Source organism: Streptomyces monashensis (assembly GCF_001866665.1).
GTDB lineage: Bacteria > Actinomycetota > Actinomycetes > Streptomycetales > Streptomycetaceae > Streptomyces > Streptomyces monashensis.
Genome location: NZ_MLYO01000014.1, coordinates 51,202 through 74,516, shown reverse-complemented (window position 1 = coordinate 74,516; position 23,315 = coordinate 51,202). Strand labels below are relative to the sequence as shown.

The window sequence follows — 23,315 nt, the reverse complement described above, 5'->3', positions numbered from 1 at the left end:
GCCTGCACGTCCAGTGTGCGCCGGGGGAGCGATCTAGGACAGGGGGCCTGAGGAGCCTCCCCGCGGGGCCGCGGTCACCTCTGCCGAAAGGCTGCGCCACTTCTCCTCGACCGTCACCCGGTGCAGGCGCCAGCCCTCCGGCGTGCGCACGAGCCCGAAGTCGTAGCGGCCGCCGCACACCAGGTCCGGTGGCGTGGGGGTGTCGGTGGTCGTGAACCGCATGGGGTTGAGGTAGTCGGCCCGGACCCGGGCGGTGTCGCCCGTGTCGTGGTCCAGGGCGCCGAAGCGGATCCGGCGGTTGACGATCAGATGCTGGCGCATGGGGAACAGGGCCAGGTTCTCGGCGAGCCAGTCGGCGATCCCGGGCGCGGGACCCTCGATGCCGCCCGACGAGCGGTAGTCGGCGCGGCCGTCGGGTGTGAACAGCCGCCGGTACGCCGTCCAGTCGCCGTCGTCCACCGCCACGGCGTACGCGGTGATCACCTCGTCCACGGCCAGCCGGTCGATCACGGTCGCGAGCTCCGCGCGCTGGGTCATCGGCACAGTGTTGGGCATGGCGGGTGAAGTGCCAAGAGGGCGAACGGGGTTATTCGGAGGTGCGGACGCGACGCATGGCGGAACCTGGGCGTATGCGCCTCGGTCCGGCTCAGGCGGCCTTGATGACCTCTCCGCGGATCGCCGCGGCCCACTGGACCACCAACAGCTCGTACTCCTCGCGCTCTTGGGCGGACAGGGTGCCGCCCGCGCGCAGCCAGAGGGCCCGTATCTGCTCGTTCACCTCGGCGGCGGACCGCACGGAACCAGAGGTCGGGAATTCGGGGGACATGCGGACAGCCTAGGGGCAAGCACTGACACTGCGCTACCGCCCCGCTACGCAGAACGTATGGGGTTGGTCACCGTGGTCGTGCGCCGCGCGGAACCCCGCTCAGCTCGCCGACTCGGCCGCGTGCGGGCTCAGTACGCCCGCCGCGACCAGGGCGATGATGACGACGCCGAGGGCCACGCGGTACCAGACGAACGGCATGAAGCTCCGGTGGGAGATCCACGTCATGAACCAGGCGATCACCGCGTATCCCGACGCGAACGCGATGGCCGTCGCGAACAGGGTCGGGCCCCAGGCCACATGGCCCTCACCCACCGAGTCCTTCACCTCGAACGCGCCCGAGGCGAGCACCGCCGGGACGGCGAGGAGGAACGAGTAGCGGGCCGCGGCCTCACGCCGGTAGCCCATGAACAGGCCGCCGCTGATGGTCGCGCCGGAGCGGGAGACGCCGGGGATCAGGGCGCAGGCCTGGCACAGGCCGAAGACCAGACCGTCCCTGACGCCCAGGTTCTGCAGGGACTTGCGCTGCTTGGGCGCCCGGTGCCGGCCGCCGGTCTCGTCGCGGGCCGCCAGCCGGTCGGCGACGCCGATGACCAGGCCGACCACGATCAGCATCGTCGCGGTGACACGCAGATCCCGGAACGGGCCCCCGATCTGGTCCTTGAGTGTCAGACCCAGCACGCCGATCGGGATCGAGCCGACGATCACCAGCCAGCCCGTCTGCGCGTCGTGGTCCCGGCGCATCGCCGTGTCGGACAGCGACCGGAACCAGGCCGAGACGATGCGCCCGATGTCCTTGCGGAAGTAGATCAGTACGGCGGTCTCCGTGCCGATCTGGGTGATCGCCGTGAAGGCTGCGCCGGGGTCCTTCCAGCCGGAGAACGCCGCGGTCAGCCGCAGGTGCGCGCTGGAGGAGACGGGCAGGAATTCGGTCAGCCCCTGGACGAGTCCGAGGACGAGGGATTCGAACCAAGACATGTAGGTAATGCGTCCAGTGCCGTCGGGTAAAGAAGTGACCAAATGACGAGGGCAGCGTAGCGGGCCCGGGTGGCGGTGTGACACCGGGGGTCGGGCCTCGCCCTCGACGGCCGTGACGGGACCGACCTGCGAAGGCCGCGGGGATCGAGGATCCCGGTGCGGAGATCGTGGTCTCGATGCCCGGGGAGGAAGCCTGCCCGGCCTGTGCTTCGGCTATGAGGGCGGTCGGTCCGACCGGCCACGGCCGGGCATCCGGCGGTGCGCTCGGGCTCAGGCCGGGACGGGCCCCGTGAGCGTCCACCCCGGGGCCTGGGGGTGGGCCGTGAGGTCCTCGTGGCGGACCTCTTCGCCACAGGCCTGGCAGGTGACGACCGGGACGAGTTCGTTGCCGCAGCTGTGCTCGACGGCCATGGGCAGGTCGGCGCCGCCCCGGATGTGGCGGTCGCCCCACTCCTTCAGGGTCATCAGGACCGGCTCCAGCTCCAGGCCCGCCTGTGTGGGCCGGTACTCGAAGCGCTGGGGGCGCTCGCTGTAGACGCGCTTGGTGAGGATCCCGGCGTCCACGAGCCGGCGCAGCCGGGTGGCCAGGATGTCGCGCGGGGCGCCGGTGTTGCGCACCAGCTGGTCGAAGCGGCCGTTGCCCAGGCAGACCTCGCGCAGGACGAGCAGAGAGTACTTCTCGCCGACCAGCGCGAGGGCGTCGGCGATGGAGCAGGGGCGCGAGTCGTGCGTGGTCTTCCGTGCGGCCATGAGGGTCAGTCTAGTGGAGGGTTTGATTTCCCAACCCATCGGGCTATGGTGGGTTTGGATTTCCTACTCACTGGTAGCTGACGTAGCGCGCAGCAGCGGTCTACGGTCAGCCGGACGGCCAAGGAGGCCTCCGCGATGCGCGACGCAGTGATCGTCGAAGCCGTACGCACCCCCATCGGCAAGGGCAAGCCGAACGGCTCCCTCGCCCACGTCCACCCCGTGCAGCTGCTCGCCCACACCCTGCGCACCCTGGTCGAGCGCTCCGGCGTCGACCCGGCGCTGATCGACGACGTCATCGGCGGCACCGTCGACCAGGTCGGCGAGCAGGCCATGAACACCACCCGGTACGCCGTCCTCGCGGCCGGGTTCCCCGAGTCCGTCCCGGCGACCACCGTGGACCGCCAGTGCGGCTCCTCCCAGCAGGCCGTGCACTTCGCCGCGCAGGGCGTCATCTCCGGCGCCTACGACCTCGTGGTCGCCTGCGGGGTGGAGTCGATGAGCAGGGTGCCGATGTGGTCCAACGTGCCCGCCGGGAAGGACCCGTTCGGGCCGGGCGTCGCCGAGCGCTATCCCGAGGGCCTGGTCCCGCAGGGCGTCAGCGCGGAGCTGATCGCCGCCAAGTGGTCCCTCACGCGCGCGCAGATGGACGAGTTCGCCGTCTCCTCGCACCGCAAGGCGGCCCGCGCGTGGGAGAACGGCCTCTTCGACGCCGAGACCGCCCCGCTCGACGGGGTCGCCCGCGACGAGTGCGTACGCCCCGGCAGCACCCCGGAGATCCTGGCCGGCCTCAGGCCCGCCTACTACGACCCCGGTTTCGCCGAACGCTTCCCGCAGATCGAGTGGAACGTCACCGCGGGCAACGCGAGCCCGGTCAACGACGGCGCCTCCGCCGTACTGATCACCTCCGGCGAGACGGCCGCGCGGCTCGGCCTGCGCCCGCTCGCCCGCCTGCACAGCTTCGCGGTCACCGGCTCCGACCCGCTGCTGATGCTCACCGGCGTCGTCCCGGCCACCGAGAAGGTGCTGCGCAGGGCGGGGCTGACCATCGACGACATCGACCTCTTCGAGGTCAACGAGGCCTTCGCGAGCGTGGTGCTGGCCTGGCAGCAGGAGACCGGCGCCGACCTCGCCCGGGTCAACACGCACGGCGGCGCCATCGCCCTCGGGCACCCTCTCGGCGCCAGCGGCACCCGGCTGACCACGACGCTGGTCCACGCCATGCGGGAGCGCGGCGCCCGCTACGCCCTGCAGACCATGTGCGAGGCGGGCGGACTCGCCAACGCCATGATCCTCGAAGGGGTCTGACCGCTACCGGCCGCGCCAGTGATGCCGCTTGCGCCAGGCCACCACCGTGCCCAGCAGCGCCGGTACGGCGATGGAGGCCGTCGCGATCAGGAAGGCGGGGGAGGTCGGTGCCGAGGCGCGGGCGCCGGCGACCGCGTAGGCGGCGGTGTTCGGGACCGACCCGACGGCCGTGGCCAGCAGGAACGGCCACCAGCCCATGCGGGAGACGGCCGCGCAGTAGTTCGCCGCCCAGAACGGCACCCCGGGGAACAGCCGCGCCACCAGCATCGAGCGGAACCCGTGCCGGCTCAGCTGCCCGTCGGCCGCCCTCAGCCAGCGGCCCCGCAGCAGCGGACGCAGCGCGTCCTGCCCGAGGAGCCGGCCGAGCCCGAAGGCCACGCCGGCCCCGAGCACCGTGCCCGCCAGCGCTGTCGCCAGCCCCAGCGGGGAGCCGAACAGCGCCCCCGCCGCCAGGTTCAGCAACGGCCGCGGCACGAACGCCACCGTGCACAGCCCGTACGCCGCCGCGAACGCCACGACCGCCGCGGCCCCGCCGAGCTGCGGCGGCCAGCCCCGGGCCAGCAGCCGCTGCGGCTCGCAGACCAGGACTCCCGCACCGGCGCCCGCCAGCAGCGCGAGCAGCAGCGACAGCCGGGCGTACGGGGACAGCAGCGCGCGCGTGCAGCGCGCGGCGAGTCCCGGGGCGGCCGCGGCGGTGCCGGCGGAGTCGGCGTCGAGCATCCGGTGACATTAACCGACGTACGCGGGTGATCGCCGCCACGGGGTGGTCCGGGCGCCCTCGGCGCCCGGACCCGGCGTGCACGCGCGCGTACTCACGCGGCGAGCGCGTGACCGGGGTGCAGAACCACCTTGGTGTAGCCCTCGATCCGCTGGTCGAACTTCTCGTACGCGAGCGGCGCCTGGTCCAGCGGCAGCTCGTGCGAGACCACGAAGCTGGGCTTGGCCCGCCCGGCGATGATCAGGTCGCGCAGCTGGCGGTTGTACCGCTTGACGTTGCACTGGCCGGTGCCCATCTGCTGGCCCTTCTCGAACATCCGGCCGATGGAGACCAGTAGTTGGCCGTGCTTGGCGTGCTCGTCGGGGCCGCCCGGGTCCGAGGGCACGTACAGCCCCGGCACGCCGAGCATGCCGGTGGGCCGGACCGTCTCGACCAGTTCGTTGAGGACGATCGCGGGTTCCTCGTGGCTGGCGTCGTGCGCCTGGGCCTGGTAGCCGACGGCGTCCACGCCCTTGTCGGTGCCTTCTCCGTCCGTCTGCTCCTTGATCTGCTGTGCCGGGTCGCCCTTGGTGAAGTCGATGGGGATCGCCCCGATCTGCTCGGCCTTGGCGAGCCGCTCGGGCACCCGGTCGACCGAGAAGACCTTCGCCGCACCGCGCAGCAGCGCCGAGTACGCGGCCATCAGTCCCACCGGTCCCGCACCGAAGACGGCCACGCTCTCGCCGGGCGAGACCTGGGCGAGTTCGCAGCCGTGGTAGCCGGTCGGGAAGATGTCGGCGAGCAGCACGAAGTCGGTCTCGAAGTCGGTGTCGGGCAGCTTCAGACAGTTGAAGTCGGCGAACGGCACCCGCAGCAGCTCGGCCTGGCCGCCCTCGTACGGGCCCATCGCCACATAGCCGTAGGCCCCGCCGGCGAATCCGGGGTTGACCGTCAGGCAGAAGCCGGTCTTCCCGGCGAGACAGTTCTTGCAGAATCCGCAGGCGACGTTGAACGGCATCACGACCCGGTCGCCCACGGACAGCGAGGTCACGCCGGCGCCGACCTCCTCGATGATGCCGAGGTTCTCGTGCCCGAAGACGATGCCCGACCGGGCGGCCGTGCGACCCTCGTACATGTGCAGGTCCGAGCCGCATATGGCGGACGACGTGACCCGTACGAGGACATCGTTGGGGTGCTGGATCGAAGGATCCTGGACGTCCTTCACCCGCACGCTGAAGGGCTCTTCGTAGACGACGGCTTTCATCTGTGTCACCTCCGCGTCGAACACCGGACCATGGCCCCGCGTGCCCGCTTCACCGTCGGTACTTCCAGGGAACGCCCGTACGAAACGGGGCGCAACCCTCGTATCGTTCGTCCCATGACCGTCACCGGCGCGACCCCGCAGCACGTGCCGCGCAGCGCACTCGCCGACACCGTGCTGGCCCGGCTCACCCCCGCCTACGCTGCCGCCGGCGACCCCGGGCGGGCCGTCGCCATGCGGGGCTACATGAAGGACGTGGCCCCCTTCCTCGGCATCCCGACCCCGGCCCGCCGCGCCCTGTCCCGCACCGTCCTCGCGGGTACGCCCCGCCCCGACGAGGCCGACTGCACCGCGATCGCCCTGCGCTGCTGGGCGCTGCCCGAGCGTGAGTACCACTACTTCGCCGTGGACTACCTGCGCCGGCACGCCGCCCGCTGCGGCTCCGGCTTCCTGCCGGTGACCCGGTACCTGGTGACGACCGTCCCCTGGTGGGACACCGTCGACCTGCTCGCCGCACACGTCGTCGGCACGCTCGTCGCCGCGGATCCGGAACTCACCGCCGCCATGGACGCCTGGATCACCGACGGCGACCTGTGGGCGGTGCGCACGGCCCTGCTGCACCAGCTTGCGTGGAAGGAACGCACCGACGCGGAGCGGCTGTTCCGCTACTGCCTGCTCCAGTCCGGGCACCCCGACTTCTTCATCCGCAAGGCGATCGGCTGGGCCCTGCGCGAGTACGCCAGGACCGACCCCGGAGCCGTACGGGCGTTCCTGGCGCGGGAGCGGGGCCGGTTCGCCCCGCTGAGCGTGCGGGAGGCGCTGAAGCACATCGGCGCCTGACGACGGCGTCCGGCACGGAAAACCATTCGACGCCGAACGGCTCCTCGGCGATGATCGACGACATGTTCCGGTACGCCTTCCTCCTCGCGTCATCCGCAGTCGCGGATGCGCCGAAGGCTGCCGTCCCGTATCTCGCGGCCGCTGTCGACGGCGCCCGAAGCTGACCCTCTCCGGACATTCCGGCGGACCCCGCAGGGGGAGGGTCGGCCGGTCCCCGGGGGTCCCGCATCTCTTCCCACGCCTGAGAGGCTTCGAGGTACAGCCATGTCCAAAACGGCCTACGTGCGCACCAAGCCGCACCTGAACATCGGCACCATGGGTCACGTCGACCACGGCAAGACCACCCTGACCGCCGCCATCACCAAGGTCCTCGCCGAGCGCGGCACCGGCACCTTCGTGCCCTTCGACCGCATCGACCGGGCCCCGGAGGAGGCGGCCCGCGGCATCACCATCAACATCGCCCACGTCGAGTACGAGACCGGCACCCGGCACTACGCCCACGTGGACATGCCGGGCCACGCCGACTACGTCAAGAACATGGTCACCGGCGCCGCGCAGCTCGACGGGGCGATCCTCGTCGTCTCCGCGCTCGACGGGATCATGCCGCAGACCGCCGAGCACGTGCTGCTCGCCCGCCAGGTGGGCGTCGACCACATCGTCGTCGCGCTGAACAAGGCGGACGGCGCCGCGGACGAGGAGCTGACCGACCTGGTCGAGCTGGAGGTGCGCGACCTGCTCACGGCGCAGGGCTACCCGGGGGACGCCGTACCCGTCGTACGGGTCTCCGGGCTCCGGGCGCTGGAGGGCGACCCGCGCTGGACGGCTTCCATCGAGGCGCTGCTCGACGCGGTGGACACCTATGTGCCCATGCCCGAGCGGTATCTGGACGCGCCGTTCCTGCTGCCGGTGGAGAACGTGCTCACCATCACCGGCCGGGGCACGGTCGTCACGGGCGCGGTGGAGCGGGGCACGCTCCGGGTGGGGGACCGGGTGTCCGTGCTGGGCGCCGACGTCGAGACCGTCGTCACCGGGCTGGAGACCTTCGGCAAGCCGATGGCACAGGCGCAAGCCGGGGACAACGTGGCGGTGCTGCTGCGAGGCGTGCCCCGGGACGCCGTCCGGCGCGGACACGTCGTCGCGGCGCCGGGCAGCGTCGTGCCGGCCCGGCGGTTCTCGGCGCGGGTCTATCTGCTCTCGGGACGCGAGGGCGGTCGTACGACACCGGTCGCGAGCGGGTACCGGCCGCAGTTCTACATCCGCACGGCGGACGTGGTCGGCGACGTCGACCTCGGCGCGACGGGGGCGGCCCGGCCCGGCGAGACCGTGGAGATGACGGTCGAGCTGGGCCGCGAGATCCCGCTGGAGCCGGGGCTCGGGTTCGCCATCCGTGAGGGGGGCCGGACCGTGGGCGCGGGGACGGTGACGGTTGTCCACAATGGATGAGTGAACGAATCGATACCCGTCTTCCGCACCACCGACCACGGCACCGCCAAGCTCATGCCCGACGTCGACCGCGCGCGGGCCTGGCTGCTCACGGTCGACGGGGCGCCGCAGTCGTACGTCGATCTCGATGATCCGGCGCATCTGGAGTTCGAGTACGCGCGGCGCCTCGGGTATGTGCTCGACGTCGTGGCCGAGGCCGGGCGGGCGCTGGACGTGGCGCATCTCGGTGGGGGCGCGCTCACGTTGCCGCGGTACGTGGCGGCGACCCGGCCGGGCTCACGGCAGGACGTCGTCGAGGCGGACGCCGCACTGCTGGAGCTGGTCGTCGGGCATCTGCCGCTGCCGGCGGGCTCGGGTGTCGAGCTGCACGCCGCCGACGCCCGGGCCTGGCTGGAGGGGGCGCCGGACGATCACGCCGATGTGCTGATCGCCGACGTCTTCGGCGGCTCCCGGGTGCCGGCGCATCTCACCACACGGGCCTACGCCCGCGAGGCCGAGAGGGTGCTGCGCCCCGGCGGGGTCTATCTCGCCAACCTCGCGGACTCCGCGCCGTTCGCCTTCCTCCGCTCCCAACTGGCCGTGTTCGCCGAGCTGTTCGAGGAGCTGCTGCTGATCGCCGAGCCGGGCGTGCTGCGCGGACGACGGTTCGGCAACACCCTGCTGGTCGCCTCGCACCGTCCCCTCGACGTCGCCACCCTGACCCGGCGCACGGCGGCGGACGCCTTCCCGGCGCGGGTCGAACACGGGTCGGCGGTGCGGCAGTTCATCGGCGGCGCCCGCCCGGTGGAGGACGCGGACGCGGTTCCGTCACCCGAGCCCCCTGACGGGGCGTTCGGCATCGGCTGACGCGACCGGCGGGTGCGGTGGGTCACCGGCCGACTGTCCCCTCCTGCTCCGGGTTTGCCAAGCCCGGACCAAGTCGGCTGGTGGCAGGGCTTGTTACTGTCGGGTCCGAGTGGCTTGTAAGATCCACTCCGATCGACTCAGCCCTATCCGGGGGAAACAACTCATGACCAAGCGCCTTTCCGTCCTGGCCGTTTCCGTGGCCGTCGCCGGAGGCTTCCTCGTCACGTCGGTACCCGCTCAGGCCGCCACGGCCGGCCACGCGGTCGCGAGGGCCACCGTCACGTGCAACGAGAGCCAGATGCGCCAGCAGATAGCCAACCTGAAGCGCAAGGCCGCGCAGCTCAAGCAGCTGGGTGAGACCGCGGCGGCCGGCAAGGCGCTCAGCGACGCGGCGGCCATCCAGCACCGGCTCGACCAGTGCATCGCGTCCGAGCGGGACGGCAGCAAGCCGTTCCCCGGATAAGCAGCCGGTTCCCTGTGTGGCGCCGTCCACCCCGTTCCCCGGGGCGGGCGGCGCCACACGCTTGTCAGGCGTGCCGAGCGCCGGTCATTCCACGGTCGGGGCGCCGTGCAGCCGTACGGTGGCGAGGATCTTCTGGATCGTCGCGTCGGACAGTTCGTCCTTGATGCCCTTTTCGCCGTAGAGCGTCCAGGAGACGAAGTTGTCGGCGGAGTTCTTGAAGGCGAACGTGATGGCCTTGCCGTCGGTGTCGCACTTGTTCTTCTTGGGCACACCGGTGACGTACGACGACGCGACGCTGCCCTTGAGGCCGGACGTCGTCGTGAAGGGCTTCGCCGAGCCGATCCGGAGATACTTCTTGGCCGCGTCCGACTGGTCGGTGTAGCCGCCGAACACGAAGGCGGCCGCGTCGCCGCGGGCGATGCTGGCCGTGTCCTTGCCGCCGTTCTCGCCCTTCGTGCCGCTGCCCGCGAGCGCGTAGTTCTCCTTCGAGCCGGAGCCGGTGGCATCGACGCTGCAGTAGTCCGGCTTCAGGAACGACGGCGCGGAGAAGCCGATGTACGCCGACCCGTCGTTCTTCTTCTTGTCCTCGAAGAAGGAGAAGACGCCGGGACGCTCCACCTCCCAGTCGGCCGGCACGTCGAAGGCCGTGCCGTACTTGGGGTTCACCACGACCTTCCAGCCGGGGATGGTCGCCTTCTCGTTGCTGACGCCGCGCGGATCGTCGGTGACCGACGGGGAGGGCGACGACGGCTGGGCCGACGGCGACTGGCTCTGCCCGCCGCCCTTGCCCGCCGTGTCGTCCTTCTTGCCGTCCTTGCCGAGGACCAGGAATCCGGTCACGCCGGCGGCGACCACGACGGCCGCCGCGGCGATGATCGCGATCATCTTCGTGCGGCCGCCGCCGCCCTGCGGAGGTGTCGGAACGGGCACGGTGGGCGGCTGCGACTGCCCCCACTGCGACTGCTGGCCGTACTGCCCGGCCTGCGGGTACTGCTGGTACCCGGGCTGCTGGTACGGGTTCGGCTGCTGGTAACCCGGCTGCTGGTACGGGTTCTGCTGCGGGTTCGGCGCGCCCCCTGGCGGCTGCTGATCTGGCCACATGGCCAGTAACCCTATGGGGCCAGGGACACGGTTCGGTCACCGGCCCTCGTCAGGGTCGTAGCGAGCGGGTCGTGGCGATGCGCGGGCGGGCGCGGCCCGTCCGGCCCGGGGGTGAGATGTGCGGGGCTGGCCAGCTGTCCTACCCATCGGTAACATCGGGCTCATGACTGTTGACAGCGCCTCGATGGGCGAGATGCTTGCCACCGCGGTTCCGATGGTGCGGACGCTGAACCTTGAGTTCGTCGAGGTCACCGCGGAGCGGGCCGTGCTCAGGCTCCCGGATCAGCCGGACTACCACAATCACATCGGTGGCCCCCACGCCGGCGCCATGTTCACGCTGGCCGAGTCCGCCAGTGGTGCCATCGTGCTCACGGCCTTCGGCGATCAGCTTTCCCGCGCGGTGCCGCTCGCCGTTCGGGCCGAGATCGATTACAAGAAGCTGGCGATGGGGTCGGTGACGGCCACCGCGACGCTGGGCCGCCCGGCGGCCGAGGTGGTTGCCGAGCTCGACGCGGGCGGGCGGCCGGAGTTTCCGGTCGGTATCGCTCTGCAGCGCGAAGACGGGGCCGTTACGGGTGAGATGACGGTTGTGTGGACCTTGCGGCTGAATGGCTGACGTCGCAAGGGGAAGGCCGGCGGTACGGCTCCCGGGGGGCGAGCTCGCCCCGCGCGCGTGCGTTCCCGGCCGCGGTGCCGATGGTCGGTGGTGGGCCGAACGTCGGGCGTTGAGGGGGAGAAGCGCAGGATCTCGTCGCCGTACGTCCGGCCGATCGGCATAGTGGCCTTGATTCCAACGGGGCCGAGGCCTCGGGGGAGATGCGGTACTCCGCCGGGGGTGGTGAACCCGCGGACCGGGAGCGCGCGGAGCGGTTGCTGCGGGAGGCGCGGGACCGGGGGACGGCGCGGGGAGCTGCGGCGGCCGAGGAGGACCCGGTCAGGGCTGAGCCCTGGTGATCTTCGTCCCGCCGTCCTCCTCCGTCCCTCGGCGGTCCGTCAGGACGCGGCTCAGGGTCTGGTCCGCGGCGATGAGCCGCCGCTCGACGGCCCGGGTGAGGTCCTCCACCTCCTCCAGGGTGAGGCCCCGCCCCGGACGACGCGTCGGATGTCCGAACCGGCGGCCTCGTGCAGGGCCTGCGCCGGCTCCCGGTCGGCCTCGGCGTGGCGGGTCAGGGACGCGAACACCTGGCCCTGTTCCGCCCGTATGCGCTCCAGCCGGTCCTGGTCGGCGGCGAGTTGCCGGGAGCCCACGCCCAGCTCGTGCTCCTTCTCCGCGAGCCCTCAACGCTGCCCGCTCCGACGCCATCCCCGCCTCCAGCAGTCCGGGCAGCGCCTCCGCAAGGGCGGTCAGGGCCTCGGCCTCGTCGGCATCGTCCAGCGTGTCGCCGTCGGAGGCCCGGTCCTGGTGACGGAGGCTGTCGGCGGCTCACCGAACGGCGCGTCCCAGCACCCGGAGTGCCGCCTCCCGGTCGGTTCGCCCGGAGTCCGCCGGCACGTCCGGGGGTCCCCTGCCTGCTGTCGCGCACGAGGTCCTCTCGTGGAATCCCCGCCGCGGCCGCCCCGGCCCCGACCCGCGTCTTCGAGTTCGGCCGGCGCACCCCGAAGGCGTACGCCCCGGGCCTGCCTCTGGGCGCCTGCCATGTGGCCGGGATCCCGTTCGTGTGGCGGACGCGGACCCTGACCGCACCCGGCGTCGACGCATTACCGGCGAACCCGCCCGCCGGACTCTCCGACGTCATGCCCGACCGCTGGGCCGAGTTCGCCGGGACAGGCGAGTCGGCCGGGTGGAGCCCGTACGTCACCGAGGCACCGGGTTCCCTTCGACCCCGTCGGCGGGCATCGGCGTCGCCGCGATGTGGCGGTGCGGCGCGGCGGTTCTGCCCCCGGTCGGCCGTTGCCGTCCGCCGTCACCTGCGGCCTTTCCCGGGCAAGGCCCTCTGGCCTGTGGCGTTGTCGTTGCTCCCGCCGACCGGTGCGTCGACGGCTCAGGCGGCCCGGCGCTCCTCGCCGTCGCCGGTCGAGCCGTCCCCCAGGCCGGCCGCGAACTCCCTGAGCCAGCGCCGGAATTCGGGGCCCAGGTCCGGGCGGTCGCAGGCCAGCCGGACCACCGTGCGCAGATAGTCGGCCTTGTCGCCGGTGTCGTAGCGCAGCCCGTCGAAGACGACCCCGTGCACGGTGCCGCCCGTCGCGAGGTCCTGGAGGGCGTCGGTCAGCTGGATCTCGCCGCCGCGGCCCGGCGGGGTGCGCTCCAGGACGTCGAACACCGCCGGGTCCAGCACATAGCGTCCGATGACCGCGTACCGGCTCGGCGCGGTCCCGGGCGCCGGCTTCTCCACCAGACCGGTGACCCGTACGACCCCCTCCTCGCCGGTCGCCCCGACCGCGGCGCAGCCATAGAGGTGGATCTGCTCCGGATCGACCTCCATCAGCGCGACCACGCTGCCCTCGTGGCGCTCGCGCACGTCCAGCATGCGGCTGAGCAGGGTCTCGCGCGGGTCGATCAGATCGTCGCCGAGCAGGACCGCGAACGGCTCGTTCCCCACGTGGTGCCGGGCGCACAGCACCGCATGGCCGAGGCCGAGCGGCTCGCCCTGGCGGATGTGGTGGATGTCGGCGAGCCGGGCGGGATCGCGTACGGCGTCCAGGCGCACGGTGTCGCCCTTGGCAGCGAGCGCCTGTTCCAGCTCGAAGGCGTGGTCGAAGTGGTCCTCGATGGCCCGCTTGTGCCGGCCGGTGACCATCAGTACGTCGTCGAGACCGGCCGCGGCGGCCTCCTCGACCACGTACTGGATGGCCGGCTTGTCGACGACCGGCAGCATCTCCTTCGGCGTGGCCTTGGTCGCGGGCAGGAACCGGGTGCCGAGTCCCGCGGCCGGTACGACCGCCTTGCGGACGGCGCGGGGGGAGACGGGGGTCGCTGTGGAGTGGGGGGCGATCATGCGGCTCATGGTGGAGCACGTGGATGAGAGCGCGCCCGGAGAAGCATGGGAACCGGCTGTGGACGCCGGAGAAGCCGTCGGGGCCACCCGCCGAGAACCCCGCGGGAGAAGCTGCAGGAGAACCCGTCGGAGAACCCGCCGGGATCGGATACCGGCGGTAACTCTTGTGGAATTCGCCGATTTTGAAGCCCAGTCAATCCATCTCCTTGTTTCCTGTGAGGCGCGTGTGCGAAGGTGAGCCTCCCCGCGGGAAGGGCGAAGGCCGGCGTCGAACGCCGAGACCGGCCCTGGTGGTACGCACCGATCAGGCACTGCTTTCCGACAGAACCGCATTTCGTACGCAGTTCTGCGGTGGGAAAGGAAATGGTTCCGTGCAGTCCCCTCACCCCCCACGCCCGCCGTACCCGCCCCTGCCCGGTCCGAGCGGAGCCTCCGACCGTGATCTCCTCGCCCGGCTGACCGGCCCGCACGTCGCCCGCCAGCACGCCGTCGCGGTGCTGCTGGCCCGGCACTGGCGAGCCGCACGCGACTACGCCGTCGTCTGCCTGGCCTCCTTCGGCCCCGCCGCCCCGCTCGTCGCCACCGCCGCCTTCCATGACGTGCTCGGCCGCGCGGCGGGCGGCGCCGTCGGCGGCGCCCTGCGCCCGCACCTCCTGGTCGCCGTCCGCGACACCGTCCGCACCTGGGCCGCGGACGACGCGACCTGTACGACTCTGCCGGAATTGCGCAGGCCCACCGGCGGCCGCGGGCTGCGCGCCGCACACCCCGGAACGCCGGAAAGGCGACAGCTCGCCGAGCGCGCTTTCCGGGACCTTCCCGGCACGGCGCAATGCCTTCTGTGGCACACCGAGGTGGAAGCGGAGCCGATAAACATACCCGCTGGTCTGCTGGGTATCGCCCCGGCGACCGCGACGGCCGCACTGGAACGGGTCCGCGAGCAATTCCGTACGGGCTGCGTACGTGCCCACAGAGAACTCGCACCGACGAAGGAATGTCGTTTCTACAACCGGCTCCTCGATGTCCCGATGCGCCGCGGCGGCGCCCTGCTGCCGGATGTGCGGCACCATCTGTCGGTCTGTCCGTACTGCCGGCATGCCGCCGACACCATCGGGCAGTTCGAGGGCGATCTGGGCCTGATGCTCGCCGAGACCGTGCTCGGCTGGGGTGCCCGCCGCTACCTCGACTCGCGCCCCGGACGCGGCGCCGTCGAGGAGTGGCCGGCCGTACCCGCGGTGGACCCGGACCGGGCGGCGGGCGGCGCCCGGCATCGCACCGGCTCCGGTGGCCGCCGCCGTACGGCCCTGCTCGTCGGCGCCGGACTGACCTCGCTCGCCCTGCTCGCCACTGTCCTCGCGGTCAGAAGCTGGTCCGATGACAACGGTGTCCCCACCCCGGGCGCCACCTGGGGCGCCCCTGCCGGCCACACCGGCCCGCCGCGCGACAGCCGCCCCGGAGACGCGCCCTCCGCCGCGTCTGCCGCGTCCACCGGCTCGGTCGGCGGCCTGGGTGCCCCTGTCGAGGTCGCCCACGGCAATCTGCGCGCCCTCGGTTCCGGGCGCTGCCTGGACGCGCGCGGAGTCGACGTGCGCGGAGGCGACCTGCGCGCGGGCCGGGTCGAGCCGGGCGCCGGGGTCCGGCTCGCAGCGTGCTCGGCCGTCGGCTCGCAGCAGTGGTCGTACCAGGACGACGGACTGCTGCGCAGTGCCGCCGACCCGGCTCTGTGCCTGGCCGCCGATCCCGGGACGAAGAGCGTCGTGCTGGCCGGGTGTGTCGTGCACGCGGGAGAGGTGGTCTACGACTTCACCGTGCGGGGCGAGATCCTGCTCCGCGGAAGCGGGGGACTCGCGCTGGCTGCGGGAGCGGGCGGCTCGGCCGACGGCGTCGGGGTGGCGCGGCGGGACGGGTCGACCGGGCAGCGGTGGGGGCTGGGGCCCGGTGGGGGCGTGCCGGGGGCGAGCGAGGTGGCGCCCGGTGGCCAGGGGCTGCCGGACCGGACAGGGCCGGCGGGTGCGCCGGGTGCGCCGGACGCCGCCGGGCAGCCCGAGCCACCGCCGGGAGATCTCGAACCTCCCGGTGGGGGCGGGCAGTTGAGGTCGTCCGGGGGCGGGGCCGAGAACGAGAACGAGACCAGGATCGTCCAAGTCCGGGTCGGTGAGCAGCGGCGCCGTACCGAACCGGGGTCCCCGGGGGACGTGCTCCGCGCGGTGGGCGGTGTCCTCCGCCGGGCCCCCGGCCCGGTCGCGGCGGCACCGGCGACGGTGCGGGAACTGCTCGGCTGAGCTGCCGGAACGGGGCGGTGGTCCGACGGTCGGCCGAGGCGGTGGGGGTGCGGTGGCGCCGCTGGTCGGGCGGTGTGCCGGGGGCGAGGTCGGCCGGGCGCGCGCAGGGGGGCGCGGCCGGGCCGGGGGGCCGGCGGGCGGTGGATCGTGATCGAGTCACCGGCGTGAAGTCATGCAGAATTTACAGACGTCGCGAGACTGTCCCAGCGTGTTGCGCCCGGGTGAGTGTGCGGTGAAGCGGGCGGGCGGATTGCCGGGGTTGGGGTGGTGTGGTGCGTGGGCCGGGGCGGTTCCGGGCCCACGCCCGTGACGGAATTCGCCGCGTTTTCGACCCTTGCGGGGAATTCGAGCGCATGGCCGAATCGGCGTCACGGGCCGCGAAATGGGCGCGACGTTATTGACCCCTCAGTAACACCTCGCTAGGTTCCGGTGCCCTCGCACCAGAGAGTTCCGCCGCACACCCCCACCGTGCTGTCTCGCCGACCGTGCCGGAGCAACATGACCTCCCCTGTGCGCGCCCACGACCTGATCCTGTGCCTCACCCCGTTCGGCGAGCCCGACGCCGGGCTCGCCGCGGCCGCCAGCGCCGCCGGCGGGCTCGGCATCCTCGACCTCGGCTCCGGTGACCGAAGATCACGAGAGGAGCTGTCCCGGCTGGAACGAGCGTCTCCAGGAGCCTTCGGGGTACGCGTGAGCGGGCGCTGCGCGCTGGCTCCGGCCGACGTCGGGGACGGCCCGGACGTGGTCGTCCTCACCTCGGACACGCCGTGGGACATGGCCGAACTCCCGCTGTCATACCGCGTGTTGGCGGAGGTGACCGATCTCGGTGAGGCGCACGCCGCCGTCCGTGCCGGTGCCCGGGGCCTGATCGCCCGGGGCGGCGAGAGCGGCGGCCGGGTCGGTGAGCTGAGCACCTTCGTCCTGCTGCAACAGCTCTTGTCCGACAGCGGGTTGGGTGGAGTCCCGGTCTGGGCCTGTGGCGGTGTCGGACCGCGAACAGCGGCGGCCGCCGTGGCCGGCGGGGCGGCCGGTGTCGTCCTCGACAGCCAACTGGCCCTGCTGCCCGAGTCGGGCCTGCCCGAGACGGTCCGGGCCGCGCTGCGGAACCTGGACGGCTCGGAGACCGTGCTGCTGGGCGGCCACCGCGTACTGCGGCGGCGCGGCCCCGCCGCCCCGCAGGCCCCGGCCGACGACCCAGAGGCGATCGCGGCCCTGCTGGGCGTGGACGACACGCGCGGCCAGCTGCTGCCGGTCGGCCAGGACGGCTTCCTCGCCGCCCGGTTCGCCGATCGGTGGGGCGACGTTCGGCGGGTGGTGCGGGAACTGTCGACGGCGATCCGCGACGTGGCGCGCACGGGGCCCGACACCCCGGTCGTCCCGGGATCTCATGCCCCGGCCGGTACGGGCTCCCATGCCCCGGCGGGTACGGCACCTGACGCCCCGGTCGTCCCGGGACCCCGTGCCTGCGCCGCCACGGGAACCTCCGCCTCGGCCACGACGCGAACCCCCGCCCCGACCGCTGCGCGAACCTCCACCCCGTCCGACGCGGCACCCCATCCCCCCTCCGTCCCCGCCCCAGCCGCGGCTCTCCGCCCCGGGTCCGCCATGAGCCGGGCGCTCGGGACCAGGTTGCCGTTGGCGCAGGGGCCGATGACCCGGGTCAGCGACCAGGCGGGTTTCGCTGCCGCCGTTGCCGAGGGTGGTGCGCTGCCGTTCCTGGCGCTGGCGCTCGCGGACGGGGCGCGGACCCGGGCGATGCTGACCGAGGCGCGGGCCGTGCTGGACGGCAGGCCCTGGGGTGTGGGTGTCCTCGGCTTCGCGCCGGAGGAGGTCAGGAACGCCCAGTTGGACGCCGTACGGGAGCTGCGGCCCACGCACGCGGTCATCGCGGGCGGCCGGCCGGCCCAGGCCGAGGTGCTGGAGCGGGCCGGGATCCGGACCTTCCTGCATGTGCCCTCGCCGGGGCTGCTGCGGCAGTTCCTGGAGGCGGGGGCCCGTAGGTTCGTGTTCGAGGGGGCCGAGTGCGGCGGGCACGTGGGACCCCGGGCGTCCTTCCCGCTGTGGGAGGCGCAACTCGCCGTACTGGAGGAGTACGTGGCGAGTGCTGACGACGAAGCCGCCCGGCAGGTGGAGGTCTTCTTCGCGGGCGGGATCCACGACGAGCGGTCGGCCGCGATGGTCGCCGCCCTGGCCGCCCCGCTCACCGCCCGGGGCGCCGCCGTCGGCGTCCTCATGGGCACCGCCTACCTGTTCACGGAAGAGGCGGTGGCACACGGCGCGATCCGGCCCCTCTTCCAGCGACAGGTGCTCTCCGCCACCAGGACCGCCCTGCTGCGGACCGCGCCCGGCCACGCAACCCGCTGTGTGCCGAGCCCCTTCACCGGCGACTACCCGGACCGGGAGGCCGCCCTGCGAGCCCGGGGGCTGACCGACCGCGAGGTCTGGGAGGGACTGGAACGTCTCAACGTCGGCCGGCTGCGCATCGCCAGCAAGGGCGTCGAGCGGGGCACCGACGGGCAGTTGGCGGACGTCGACGAGCGACGGCAGCTGACCGACGGGATGTTCATGGCGGGCGAGGTCGCCGTGCTGCGCTCGGCGACCACCACCATCGCCGAGCTGCACCGCTCGGTGACCGACGGCGCCGCCGACTTCCTGACCCGGCGCGCCGGGCACCCGCAACCGCAGGGCGTGCGGGAGCCGGCCCCGCCCGCCCCGCTCGACATCGCGATCGTCGGCATGGCCTGCATGTTCCCGCAGGCCCCCGACCTCGCCGCGTTCTGGGCCAACGTCGTCTCCGGACACGACGCCGTCACCGAGGTCCCGCCCGACCGCTGGGACCCCGCCGTGCACCACGCGGCCGGCAGCACCGCGTCGAAGTGGGGCGGCTTCCTGCCCCGCATCCCCTTCGACCCGCTGAGCTACGGCATCCCGCCCGCCTCCCTCGGCAGTATCGAACCCGTCCAGCTGCTGTCCCTGGAGGCGGCCCGCCGGGCGTTGGAGGACGCCGGGTACGGCGAGCGGGGGCGGGCGTTCGACCGCGCGCGGACCTCGGTCGTCTTCGGTGCCGAGGCGGGCAGCGACCTGTCCAACGCCGTCACCCTGCGCGCCGTCCTGCCCGCGTACTACGGCCGCGTCCCCGACGGCATCGAGGAGCAGCTGCCCCGGCTGACCGAGGACTCCTTCCCCGGCATGCTGGCCAACGTCATCTCCGGCCGGATCGCCAACCGCCTCGACCTCGGCGGCGCCAACTTCACCGTCGACGCCGCCTGTGCCTCCTCGCTGGCGGCCCTCGACGTGGCGTGCAAGGAACTCGTCTCCGGCACCAGCGACCTGGTGCTGTGCGGCGGCGCGGACCTGCACAACGGCATCAACGACTACGTCCTGTTCTCCTCCGTCCACGCGCTCTCCCCGACCGGCCGCTCCCGCGCCTTCGACGCCTGCGCCGACGGCATCGCCCTCGGCGAGGGCGCGGCGTGCCTGGTCCTCAAGCGGCTCGCGGACGCCGAGAGCGCCGGCGACCGGATCTACGGCGTCGTCAAGGGCCTCGGCTCCGCCAGCGACGGCCGCTCCCTCGGCCTGACCGCGCCCCGGCCCGAAGGCCAGCGGGCCGCGCTGGAGCGGGCCTACCGCAACGCGGGCGTCTCACCGGCCGACGTCGGCCTGGTCGAGGCGCACGGCACGGGAACCGTCGTGGGCGACCGCACCGAACTCACCGTGCTGAGCGAGGTGTTCGCGGAAGCCGGTGCCGACACGGGCAGTTGCGCGCTCGGGTCCGTCAAGTCCCAGATCGGCCACACCAAGTGCGCCGCCGGACTCGCCGGACTGATCAAGGCCACCCTCGCCCTCTACACCGGGGTCACCCCGCCCACCCTGCACCTGGAGCGGCCCAACCCGGCCTGGACGCAGGACGACAGCCCCTTCGTCTTCCACACCCGGGCCCGCCCCTGGACGCAGCCGGCCGCGCGACGCGTCGCCGGGGTCAGCGCGTTCGGGTTCGGCGGCACCAACTTCCACGCGGTGCTGGCCGCGCACGCGGGCACCGCGGCGCCCGCGCAGAGCCTGGACGCCTGGCCGTGCGAGCTGTTCCTCTTCCGCGGCCGGGACACGGCGGCGGCCCATCGGACGGTGGCCGAGATCCTGCGCGCCGCCGAGGCGGACGGCCGCCCCTGGCGGCTGCGGGACCTCGCCCTCGCCGCCGCCCGCCGCGCCGACACCACGCACGAACCGGTACGGGCCGCGGTCGTGGCCCGGGACGTCGACGACCTGGCCGGTCAACTGCGGCGGGTCCTCGCAGGCGAGCACGATCCGGCCGCCGGGATCCACGTGGTGCTTCCGACGCCGGGCACCGATCCACAGGACGACACGGATCCGCCGGCCGGCCAGGTCGCCTTCCTCTTCCCCGGCCAGGGGAGCCAGCGCCCCGGCATGCTGTCCGAACTCCTCGTCACGCTCCCCGGGTTGCGTCACTTCCTGCACCTCGGCCGCGCCCACGCCGACACCGTCCACCCGCCGGCCGCCTTCGACGACACCGTCCGGGAACGGCACCGGGCCGCGCTCACCGACACCCGGTCCGCGCAGCCCGCCCTCGGCATCGCGGGTCTCGCCGCTCACGCCTTCCTCACCTGCGCGAACGTCCACCCCGACCAGGCCGCCGGCCACAGCTACGGCGAACTGGCCGCCCTCGCCGCGGCCGGCGCCCTCGACCCCGAGACCCTGCTGGAAGTGAGCGCCGAACGCGCCGACGCGATTCTGGCGGCGGCCGGTGACGAACCCGGCACCATGGCCGCCGTCGGCGCCGGGGCCGAGACCGTCGGCGCCGCCCTGCGCACCTCGGGGGCGCCCGCCTCGGTCGTCGTGGCCAACGTCAACTCGCCCGAGCAGACGGTGATCTCGGGGCCGACGCCGGATGTCGAGACCGCCGTACGACTGCTGCGAGAGGCCGGGCTCGGGGCTCGGCGCATCCCCGTGGCCTGCGCCTTCCACAGCCCGCTCGTGGCCACGGCGGGCGAGCGCTTCGCGAAGGTCCTCGCCGGCAAGCCGGTACGCGCGCCCGAGTTCCCCGTCTGGGCCAACCGCACCGCCGCGCCCTACCCCGCCGACCCCGCCGCGGTGCGCGCCGAACTCGCCGCCCAGATCGGCTCCCCGGTCGACTTCACCGCCCAGATCGAGGCGATGTACGCGGCGGGCGCGCGGCTCTTCGTCGAGACCGGACCCGGCACCGTGCTCACCCGGCTGGTGAGCAAGATCCTCGGCGACCGACCGCACCGCACGGTCGCCTGCGAACCGACGGCCGACAGCGGTCTGCGCGGCTGGCTCGACGCGCTCGCGCGGCTCGCCGTCGCCGGGCGGCCGGTGCGTACGGCCTGGCTGCTGCGGGGCCGTGACGCCGTCGACGCCCTGCGCGCCCCGGCGCCGAAACGGCCCGGCTGGACGGTCGACGGACACCTCGTCCGCACCGCCGACGGAGCCCTCCTGCCCGGTGCCCTCGCACCGGCCCGACGAGTCGTGGAGACGCCCGTGACCACCGACCAGCCGCACGGCACCCCGGCCGACCGGGACGAGTTGATCTCGGAGTTCCTGCGCACCAGCCGGGAGATGATCGCCGCCCAGCGCGATGTGCTGCTCACCTACTTCGGAGCCGTGCCGGGTGCCGTACCGGCGCCGCCGGTCGCCCCGGTGGCAGTACCGACTGCGCACGTGGTGCCCGAACTCGCTTCGGTGGAACAGCAGTTGACCGAGCAGGCCGTCGAGGCGCCGGTGTACGACGTCGAGCGGATCGTCCTGGAGATCATCAGTGAACGGACCGGCTACCCCGTCGACATGATCGAACCCGACCTCGATCTCGAGGCGGACCTGAGCATCGACTCCATCAAGCGGGCCGAGATAGCGGGCGAACTCGCCAAGCGCCTGGGCATCGCGGGCGGCGCCGCCGTCCTGGACGACGCCGAGCTGGAAGAACTCGCGAAGGCCCGTACGGCAGCGGCGGTGACGGGGTGGCTGACGGCGCGGGTCGGGGAGGGCACCGAGGACGCGGACGCCGAGGACATGGGTACCGAGGACGCGGGCCGTTCGGGCGGGGTGCCGCACACCGGCGCAGAGGCATCGGGACCGGCGCAGGTCCCCGGTGTGCCACCCCGGCGCTGTGAGCTGCGGCCCGTACGCCTCCCGGAGACCGGACCGGCAGGCCTCGACCCGGCCGGCCGGCGGTTCGTCCTCCTCGGCGGCGACGCGGTGGCGGATGAGGTCGCGGCGCGGCTCGCCGGGGCCGGAGCCGAGGCGGTGGCGCTCGACGGCGGGCACCTCCTCGCCGCCGCCGACGGTCCCGTCGACGGTGTGGTGTACCTGGGCGCGCTGCCCGGTCCCGAGCTCCCCGCGCTGCCGGACGCCTTCCCGGTGCTCCGGTCGGCGCTGGCGTGCGGCCCGCGCGCGCTGCTCGCCGTGCGGTCCGCCGAGCGGGCGGCGGCACGGGCGGCCGGGCTGGACGGGCTGTTCCGCACCATCGGCCGCGAGTACCCCGACCTGCTCACCAGGGTCGTGGCCGTACCGGACACCGCGCCGGCGGCCGTGGCCGACGCCGTGCTCGCCGAGCTGCGTGCCCCGCAGGGCGCGGCCCCCGTCGTCCTGCGTACGGCGGCCGGCGCCCGGCAGGGTCTGGAACTGGTGCCCGCGCCCCTCGGGCTGCTCGGCACGACCGGCGCCGGACCCGCCGCCGACGGCGCCGCCGAGGCGGCCGCGCTCGGGCTCGACCGGGACTCCGTCGTCCTGCTGGCCGGGGGCGCCCGGGGCATCACCGCCCGGTTCGCGGCCACACTCGCCCGCGCCTGCCGCTGCCGCGTCGAACTGCTGGGCCGCACTCCCGCGCCCACCGAGCCCGAGGACCCGCGCACCGCCGCCGCCCGCACCCCGGCCGAACTGCGGGCCGCGCTCGCCGCCGGGCCCGGGGCGCCGAGGCCCGCCGAGATCAACAAGGCCGCCGAACTGCTCCTCGCCCAGCGGGAGATCGCCACCACCCTGGCCGAACTCGACGCGCACGGCAGCGAGGCGCGCTACCGCGCGGTCGACTTCCGGGAGCGGGAAGCCGTCCTCCAGGCGGTCAAGGAGATCCACGCCGAACACGGCAGACTCGACGGCGTCGTCTTCGCCGCCGGGATCATCGAGGACCGGCTGATCGCCGACAAGACCCCCGAGTCCTTCCAACGGGTCTACGGCACGAAGACGGCCGGGGCCGCCGCGCTGTTCGCCGCGCTCGACGACCTGCCATCGGGACCGGCGTTCACGGTGCTGTTCGGCAGCATCGCCGCCGTGCTCGGCAACCGCGGCCAGGCCGACTACGCCGCCGCCAACGACGCGCTGGAGTCGCTCGGTTCGGACTGGGCCGCCCGTACCGGCAACCGCGCGCTGACCGTCCACTGGGGGCCCTGGGCGCCGTCCGGCACGCACACCGGGATGGTCGGGGCGGAACTCGGCCGGGAGTACGCCCGGCGCGGAGTCGAGCTGATCGACCCGGACGAGGGCACCGCGGCCCTGCTCCGGGAACTCGCCTGGGGCGACCCGGCGACCCGCGCCGTCGTCCACACCGCGTCGGGCTGGTGA

At 73.4% G+C, this 23,315-nt stretch carries 17 protein-coding genes; 8 read left to right on the top strand and 9 right to left on the bottom strand.

Annotated elements, in window-relative coordinates:
- Window positions 1-33: 33 nt before the first annotated feature.
- The 4 genes from BIV23_RS07575 to BIV23_RS07565 form a co-directional block, all read right to left on the bottom strand.
- The gene (locus BIV23_RS07575) at window positions 34-537 is read right to left on the bottom strand and encodes a nuclear transport factor 2 family protein (protein ID WP_071379972.1); all 504 of its coding nucleotides are present in this window, start codon (window positions 535-537) and stop codon (window positions 34-36) included.
- A gap of 109 nt (window positions 538-646) precedes the next feature.
- Window positions 647-826 carry a hypothetical protein gene (locus BIV23_RS45775; protein WP_079173002.1) on the bottom strand — a complete coding sequence of 60 codons (180 nt, stop codon included), beginning with the start codon at window positions 824-826 and terminating at the stop codon, window positions 647-649.
- A gap of 99 nt (window positions 827-925) precedes the next feature.
- Window positions 926-1,801: an undecaprenyl-diphosphate phosphatase gene (locus tag BIV23_RS07570; protein ID WP_071379971.1), complete on the bottom strand. Its 876-nt coding sequence runs from the start codon at window positions 1,799-1,801 to the stop codon at window positions 926-928.
- 270 nt (window positions 1,802-2,071) lie between these two features.
- On the bottom strand, window positions 2,072-2,551 hold the full coding sequence (locus BIV23_RS07565) for a winged helix-turn-helix transcriptional regulator (protein ID WP_071379970.1): 480 nt from the start codon (window positions 2,549-2,551) through the stop codon (window positions 2,072-2,074).
- A gap of 135 nt (window positions 2,552-2,686) precedes the next feature.
- On the opposite strand from BIV23_RS07565, the gene BIV23_RS07560 reads away from it, so the two are divergent.
- A complete protein-coding gene (locus BIV23_RS07560) occupies window positions 2,687-3,856 on the top strand; it encodes a thiolase family protein (RefSeq protein ID WP_071379969.1) in 1,170 nt (389 codons plus the stop codon).
- Window positions 3,857-3,859: 3 nt separating this feature from the next.
- On the opposite strand, the gene BIV23_RS07555 is transcribed toward BIV23_RS07560, so the two are convergent.
- Together BIV23_RS07555 and BIV23_RS07550 are read right to left on the bottom strand one after the other, a co-directional pair.
- Window positions 3,860-4,576, bottom strand: a complete 717-nt coding sequence (locus tag BIV23_RS07555; protein ID WP_079173001.1) for a TVP38/TMEM64 family protein — start codon at window positions 4,574-4,576, stop codon at window positions 3,860-3,862.
- Between the two features lie 92 nt (window positions 4,577-4,668).
- Complete coding sequence (locus BIV23_RS07550) at window positions 4,669-5,817, bottom strand: glutathione-independent formaldehyde dehydrogenase (protein WP_071380032.1); 1,149 nt, start codon at window positions 5,815-5,817, stop codon at window positions 4,669-4,671.
- Window positions 5,818-5,931: 114 nt separating this feature from the next.
- Between BIV23_RS07550 and BIV23_RS07545 the strand changes: the two genes are divergently transcribed.
- From BIV23_RS07545 to BIV23_RS07530, 4 genes are all read left to right on the top strand, one after another.
- On the top strand, window positions 5,932-6,654 hold the full coding sequence (locus BIV23_RS07545; protein WP_071379968.1) for a DNA alkylation repair protein: 723 nt from the start codon (window positions 5,932-5,934) through the stop codon (window positions 6,652-6,654).
- Between the two features lie 264 nt (window positions 6,655-6,918).
- Window positions 6,919-8,097: an elongation factor Tu gene (gene tuf / locus BIV23_RS07540; RefSeq protein ID WP_071379967.1), complete on the top strand. Its 1,179-nt coding sequence runs from the start codon at window positions 6,919-6,921 to the stop codon at window positions 8,095-8,097.
- On the top strand, window positions 8,098-8,943 hold the full coding sequence (locus BIV23_RS07535) for a spermidine synthase (protein WP_071379966.1): 846 nt from the start codon (window positions 8,098-8,100) through the stop codon (window positions 8,941-8,943).
- Window positions 8,944-9,106: 163 nt separating this feature from the next.
- Complete coding sequence (locus tag BIV23_RS07530) at window positions 9,107-9,406, top strand: hypothetical protein (RefSeq protein WP_071379965.1); 300 nt, start codon at window positions 9,107-9,109, stop codon at window positions 9,404-9,406.
- A gap of 84 nt (window positions 9,407-9,490) precedes the next feature.
- Here BIV23_RS07530 and BIV23_RS07525 read toward each other — a convergent pair whose 3' ends face one another.
- Window positions 9,491-10,507 (bottom strand): DUF8017 domain-containing protein, encoded by a 1,017-nt coding sequence (locus BIV23_RS07525; protein WP_071379964.1) that lies wholly within the window; start codon window positions 10,505-10,507, stop codon window positions 9,491-9,493.
- A gap of 163 nt (window positions 10,508-10,670) precedes the next feature.
- Between BIV23_RS07525 and BIV23_RS07520 the strand changes: the two genes are divergently transcribed.
- Window positions 10,671-11,123, top strand: a complete 453-nt coding sequence (locus BIV23_RS07520; RefSeq protein ID WP_071379963.1) for a DUF4442 domain-containing protein — start codon at window positions 10,671-10,673, stop codon at window positions 11,121-11,123.
- Window positions 11,124-11,441: 318 nt separating this feature from the next.
- Here the strand turns inward: BIV23_RS07520 and BIV23_RS53150 are convergent, their stop codons facing one another.
- Window positions 11,442-11,570, bottom strand: coding sequence for a hypothetical protein (locus BIV23_RS53150; RefSeq protein WP_281250112.1), 129 nt, complete (start codon window positions 11,568-11,570; stop codon window positions 11,442-11,444).
- A 919-nt stretch (window positions 11,571-12,489) separates the two neighbouring features.
- Window positions 12,490-13,443 (bottom strand): UTP--glucose-1-phosphate uridylyltransferase GalU, encoded by a 954-nt coding sequence (galU, locus tag BIV23_RS07515; RefSeq protein ID WP_071379962.1) that lies wholly within the window; start codon window positions 13,441-13,443, stop codon window positions 12,490-12,492.
- Between the two features lie 371 nt (window positions 13,444-13,814).
- On the opposite strand from galU, the gene BIV23_RS07510 reads away from it, so the two are divergent.
- Window positions 13,815-15,722, top strand: a complete 1,908-nt coding sequence (locus tag BIV23_RS07510) for a ricin-type beta-trefoil lectin domain protein (RefSeq protein WP_071379961.1) — start codon at window positions 13,815-13,817, stop codon at window positions 15,720-15,722.
- A 498-nt stretch (window positions 15,723-16,220) separates the two neighbouring features.
- Window positions 16,221-23,315 (top strand): type I polyketide synthase, encoded by a 7,095-nt coding sequence (locus tag BIV23_RS07505; protein ID WP_107471103.1) that lies wholly within the window; start codon window positions 16,221-16,223, stop codon window positions 23,313-23,315.

Bases quoted from the DNA above. Each gene is read 5' to 3' on its own strand.
- BIV23_RS07530 (WP_071379965.1), top strand. From the start codon at position 9,107: ATGACCAAGCGCCTTTCCGTCCTGGCCGTTTCCGTGGCCGTCGCCGGA.
- BIV23_RS07520 (WP_071379963.1), top strand. From the start codon at position 10,671: ATGACTGTTGACAGCGCCTCGATGGGCGAGATGCTTGCCACCGCGGTT.
- BIV23_RS07555 (WP_079173001.1), bottom strand. From the start codon at position 4,576: ATGCTCGACGCCGACTCCGCCGGCACCGCCGCGGCCGCCCCGGGACTC.
- BIV23_RS07505 (WP_107471103.1), top strand. From the start codon at position 16,221: ATGACCTCCCCTGTGCGCGCCCACGACCTGATCCTGTGCCTCACCCCG.
- BIV23_RS07545 (WP_071379968.1), top strand. From the start codon at position 5,932: ATGACCGTCACCGGCGCGACCCCGCAGCACGTGCCGCGCAGCGCACTC.
- BIV23_RS07575 (WP_071379972.1), bottom strand. From the start codon at position 537: ATGACCCAGCGCGCGGAGCTCGCGACCGTGATCGACCGGCTGGCCGTG.
- BIV23_RS07570 (WP_071379971.1), bottom strand. From the start codon at position 1,801: ATGTCTTGGTTCGAATCCCTCGTCCTCGGACTCGTCCAGGGGCTGACC.
- tuf (WP_071379967.1), top strand. From the start codon at position 6,919: ATGTCCAAAACGGCCTACGTGCGCACCAAGCCGCACCTGAACATCGGC.
- galU (WP_071379962.1), bottom strand. From the start codon at position 13,443: ATGATCGCCCCCCACTCCACAGCGACCCCCGTCTCCCCCCGCGCCGTC.
- BIV23_RS07525 (WP_071379964.1), bottom strand. From the start codon at position 10,507: ATGTGGCCAGATCAGCAGCCGCCAGGGGGCGCGCCGAACCCGCAGCAG.
- BIV23_RS07550 (WP_071380032.1), bottom strand. From the start codon at position 5,817: ATGAAAGCCGTCGTCTACGAAGAGCCCTTCAGCGTGCGGGTGAAGGAC.
- BIV23_RS45775 (WP_079173002.1), bottom strand. From the start codon at position 826: ATGTCCCCCGAATTCCCGACCTCTGGTTCCGTGCGGTCCGCCGCCGAG.
- BIV23_RS07560 (WP_071379969.1), top strand. From the start codon at position 2,687: ATGCGCGACGCAGTGATCGTCGAAGCCGTACGCACCCCCATCGGCAAG.
- BIV23_RS07565 (WP_071379970.1), bottom strand. From the start codon at position 2,551: ATGGCCGCACGGAAGACCACGCACGACTCGCGCCCCTGCTCCATCGCC.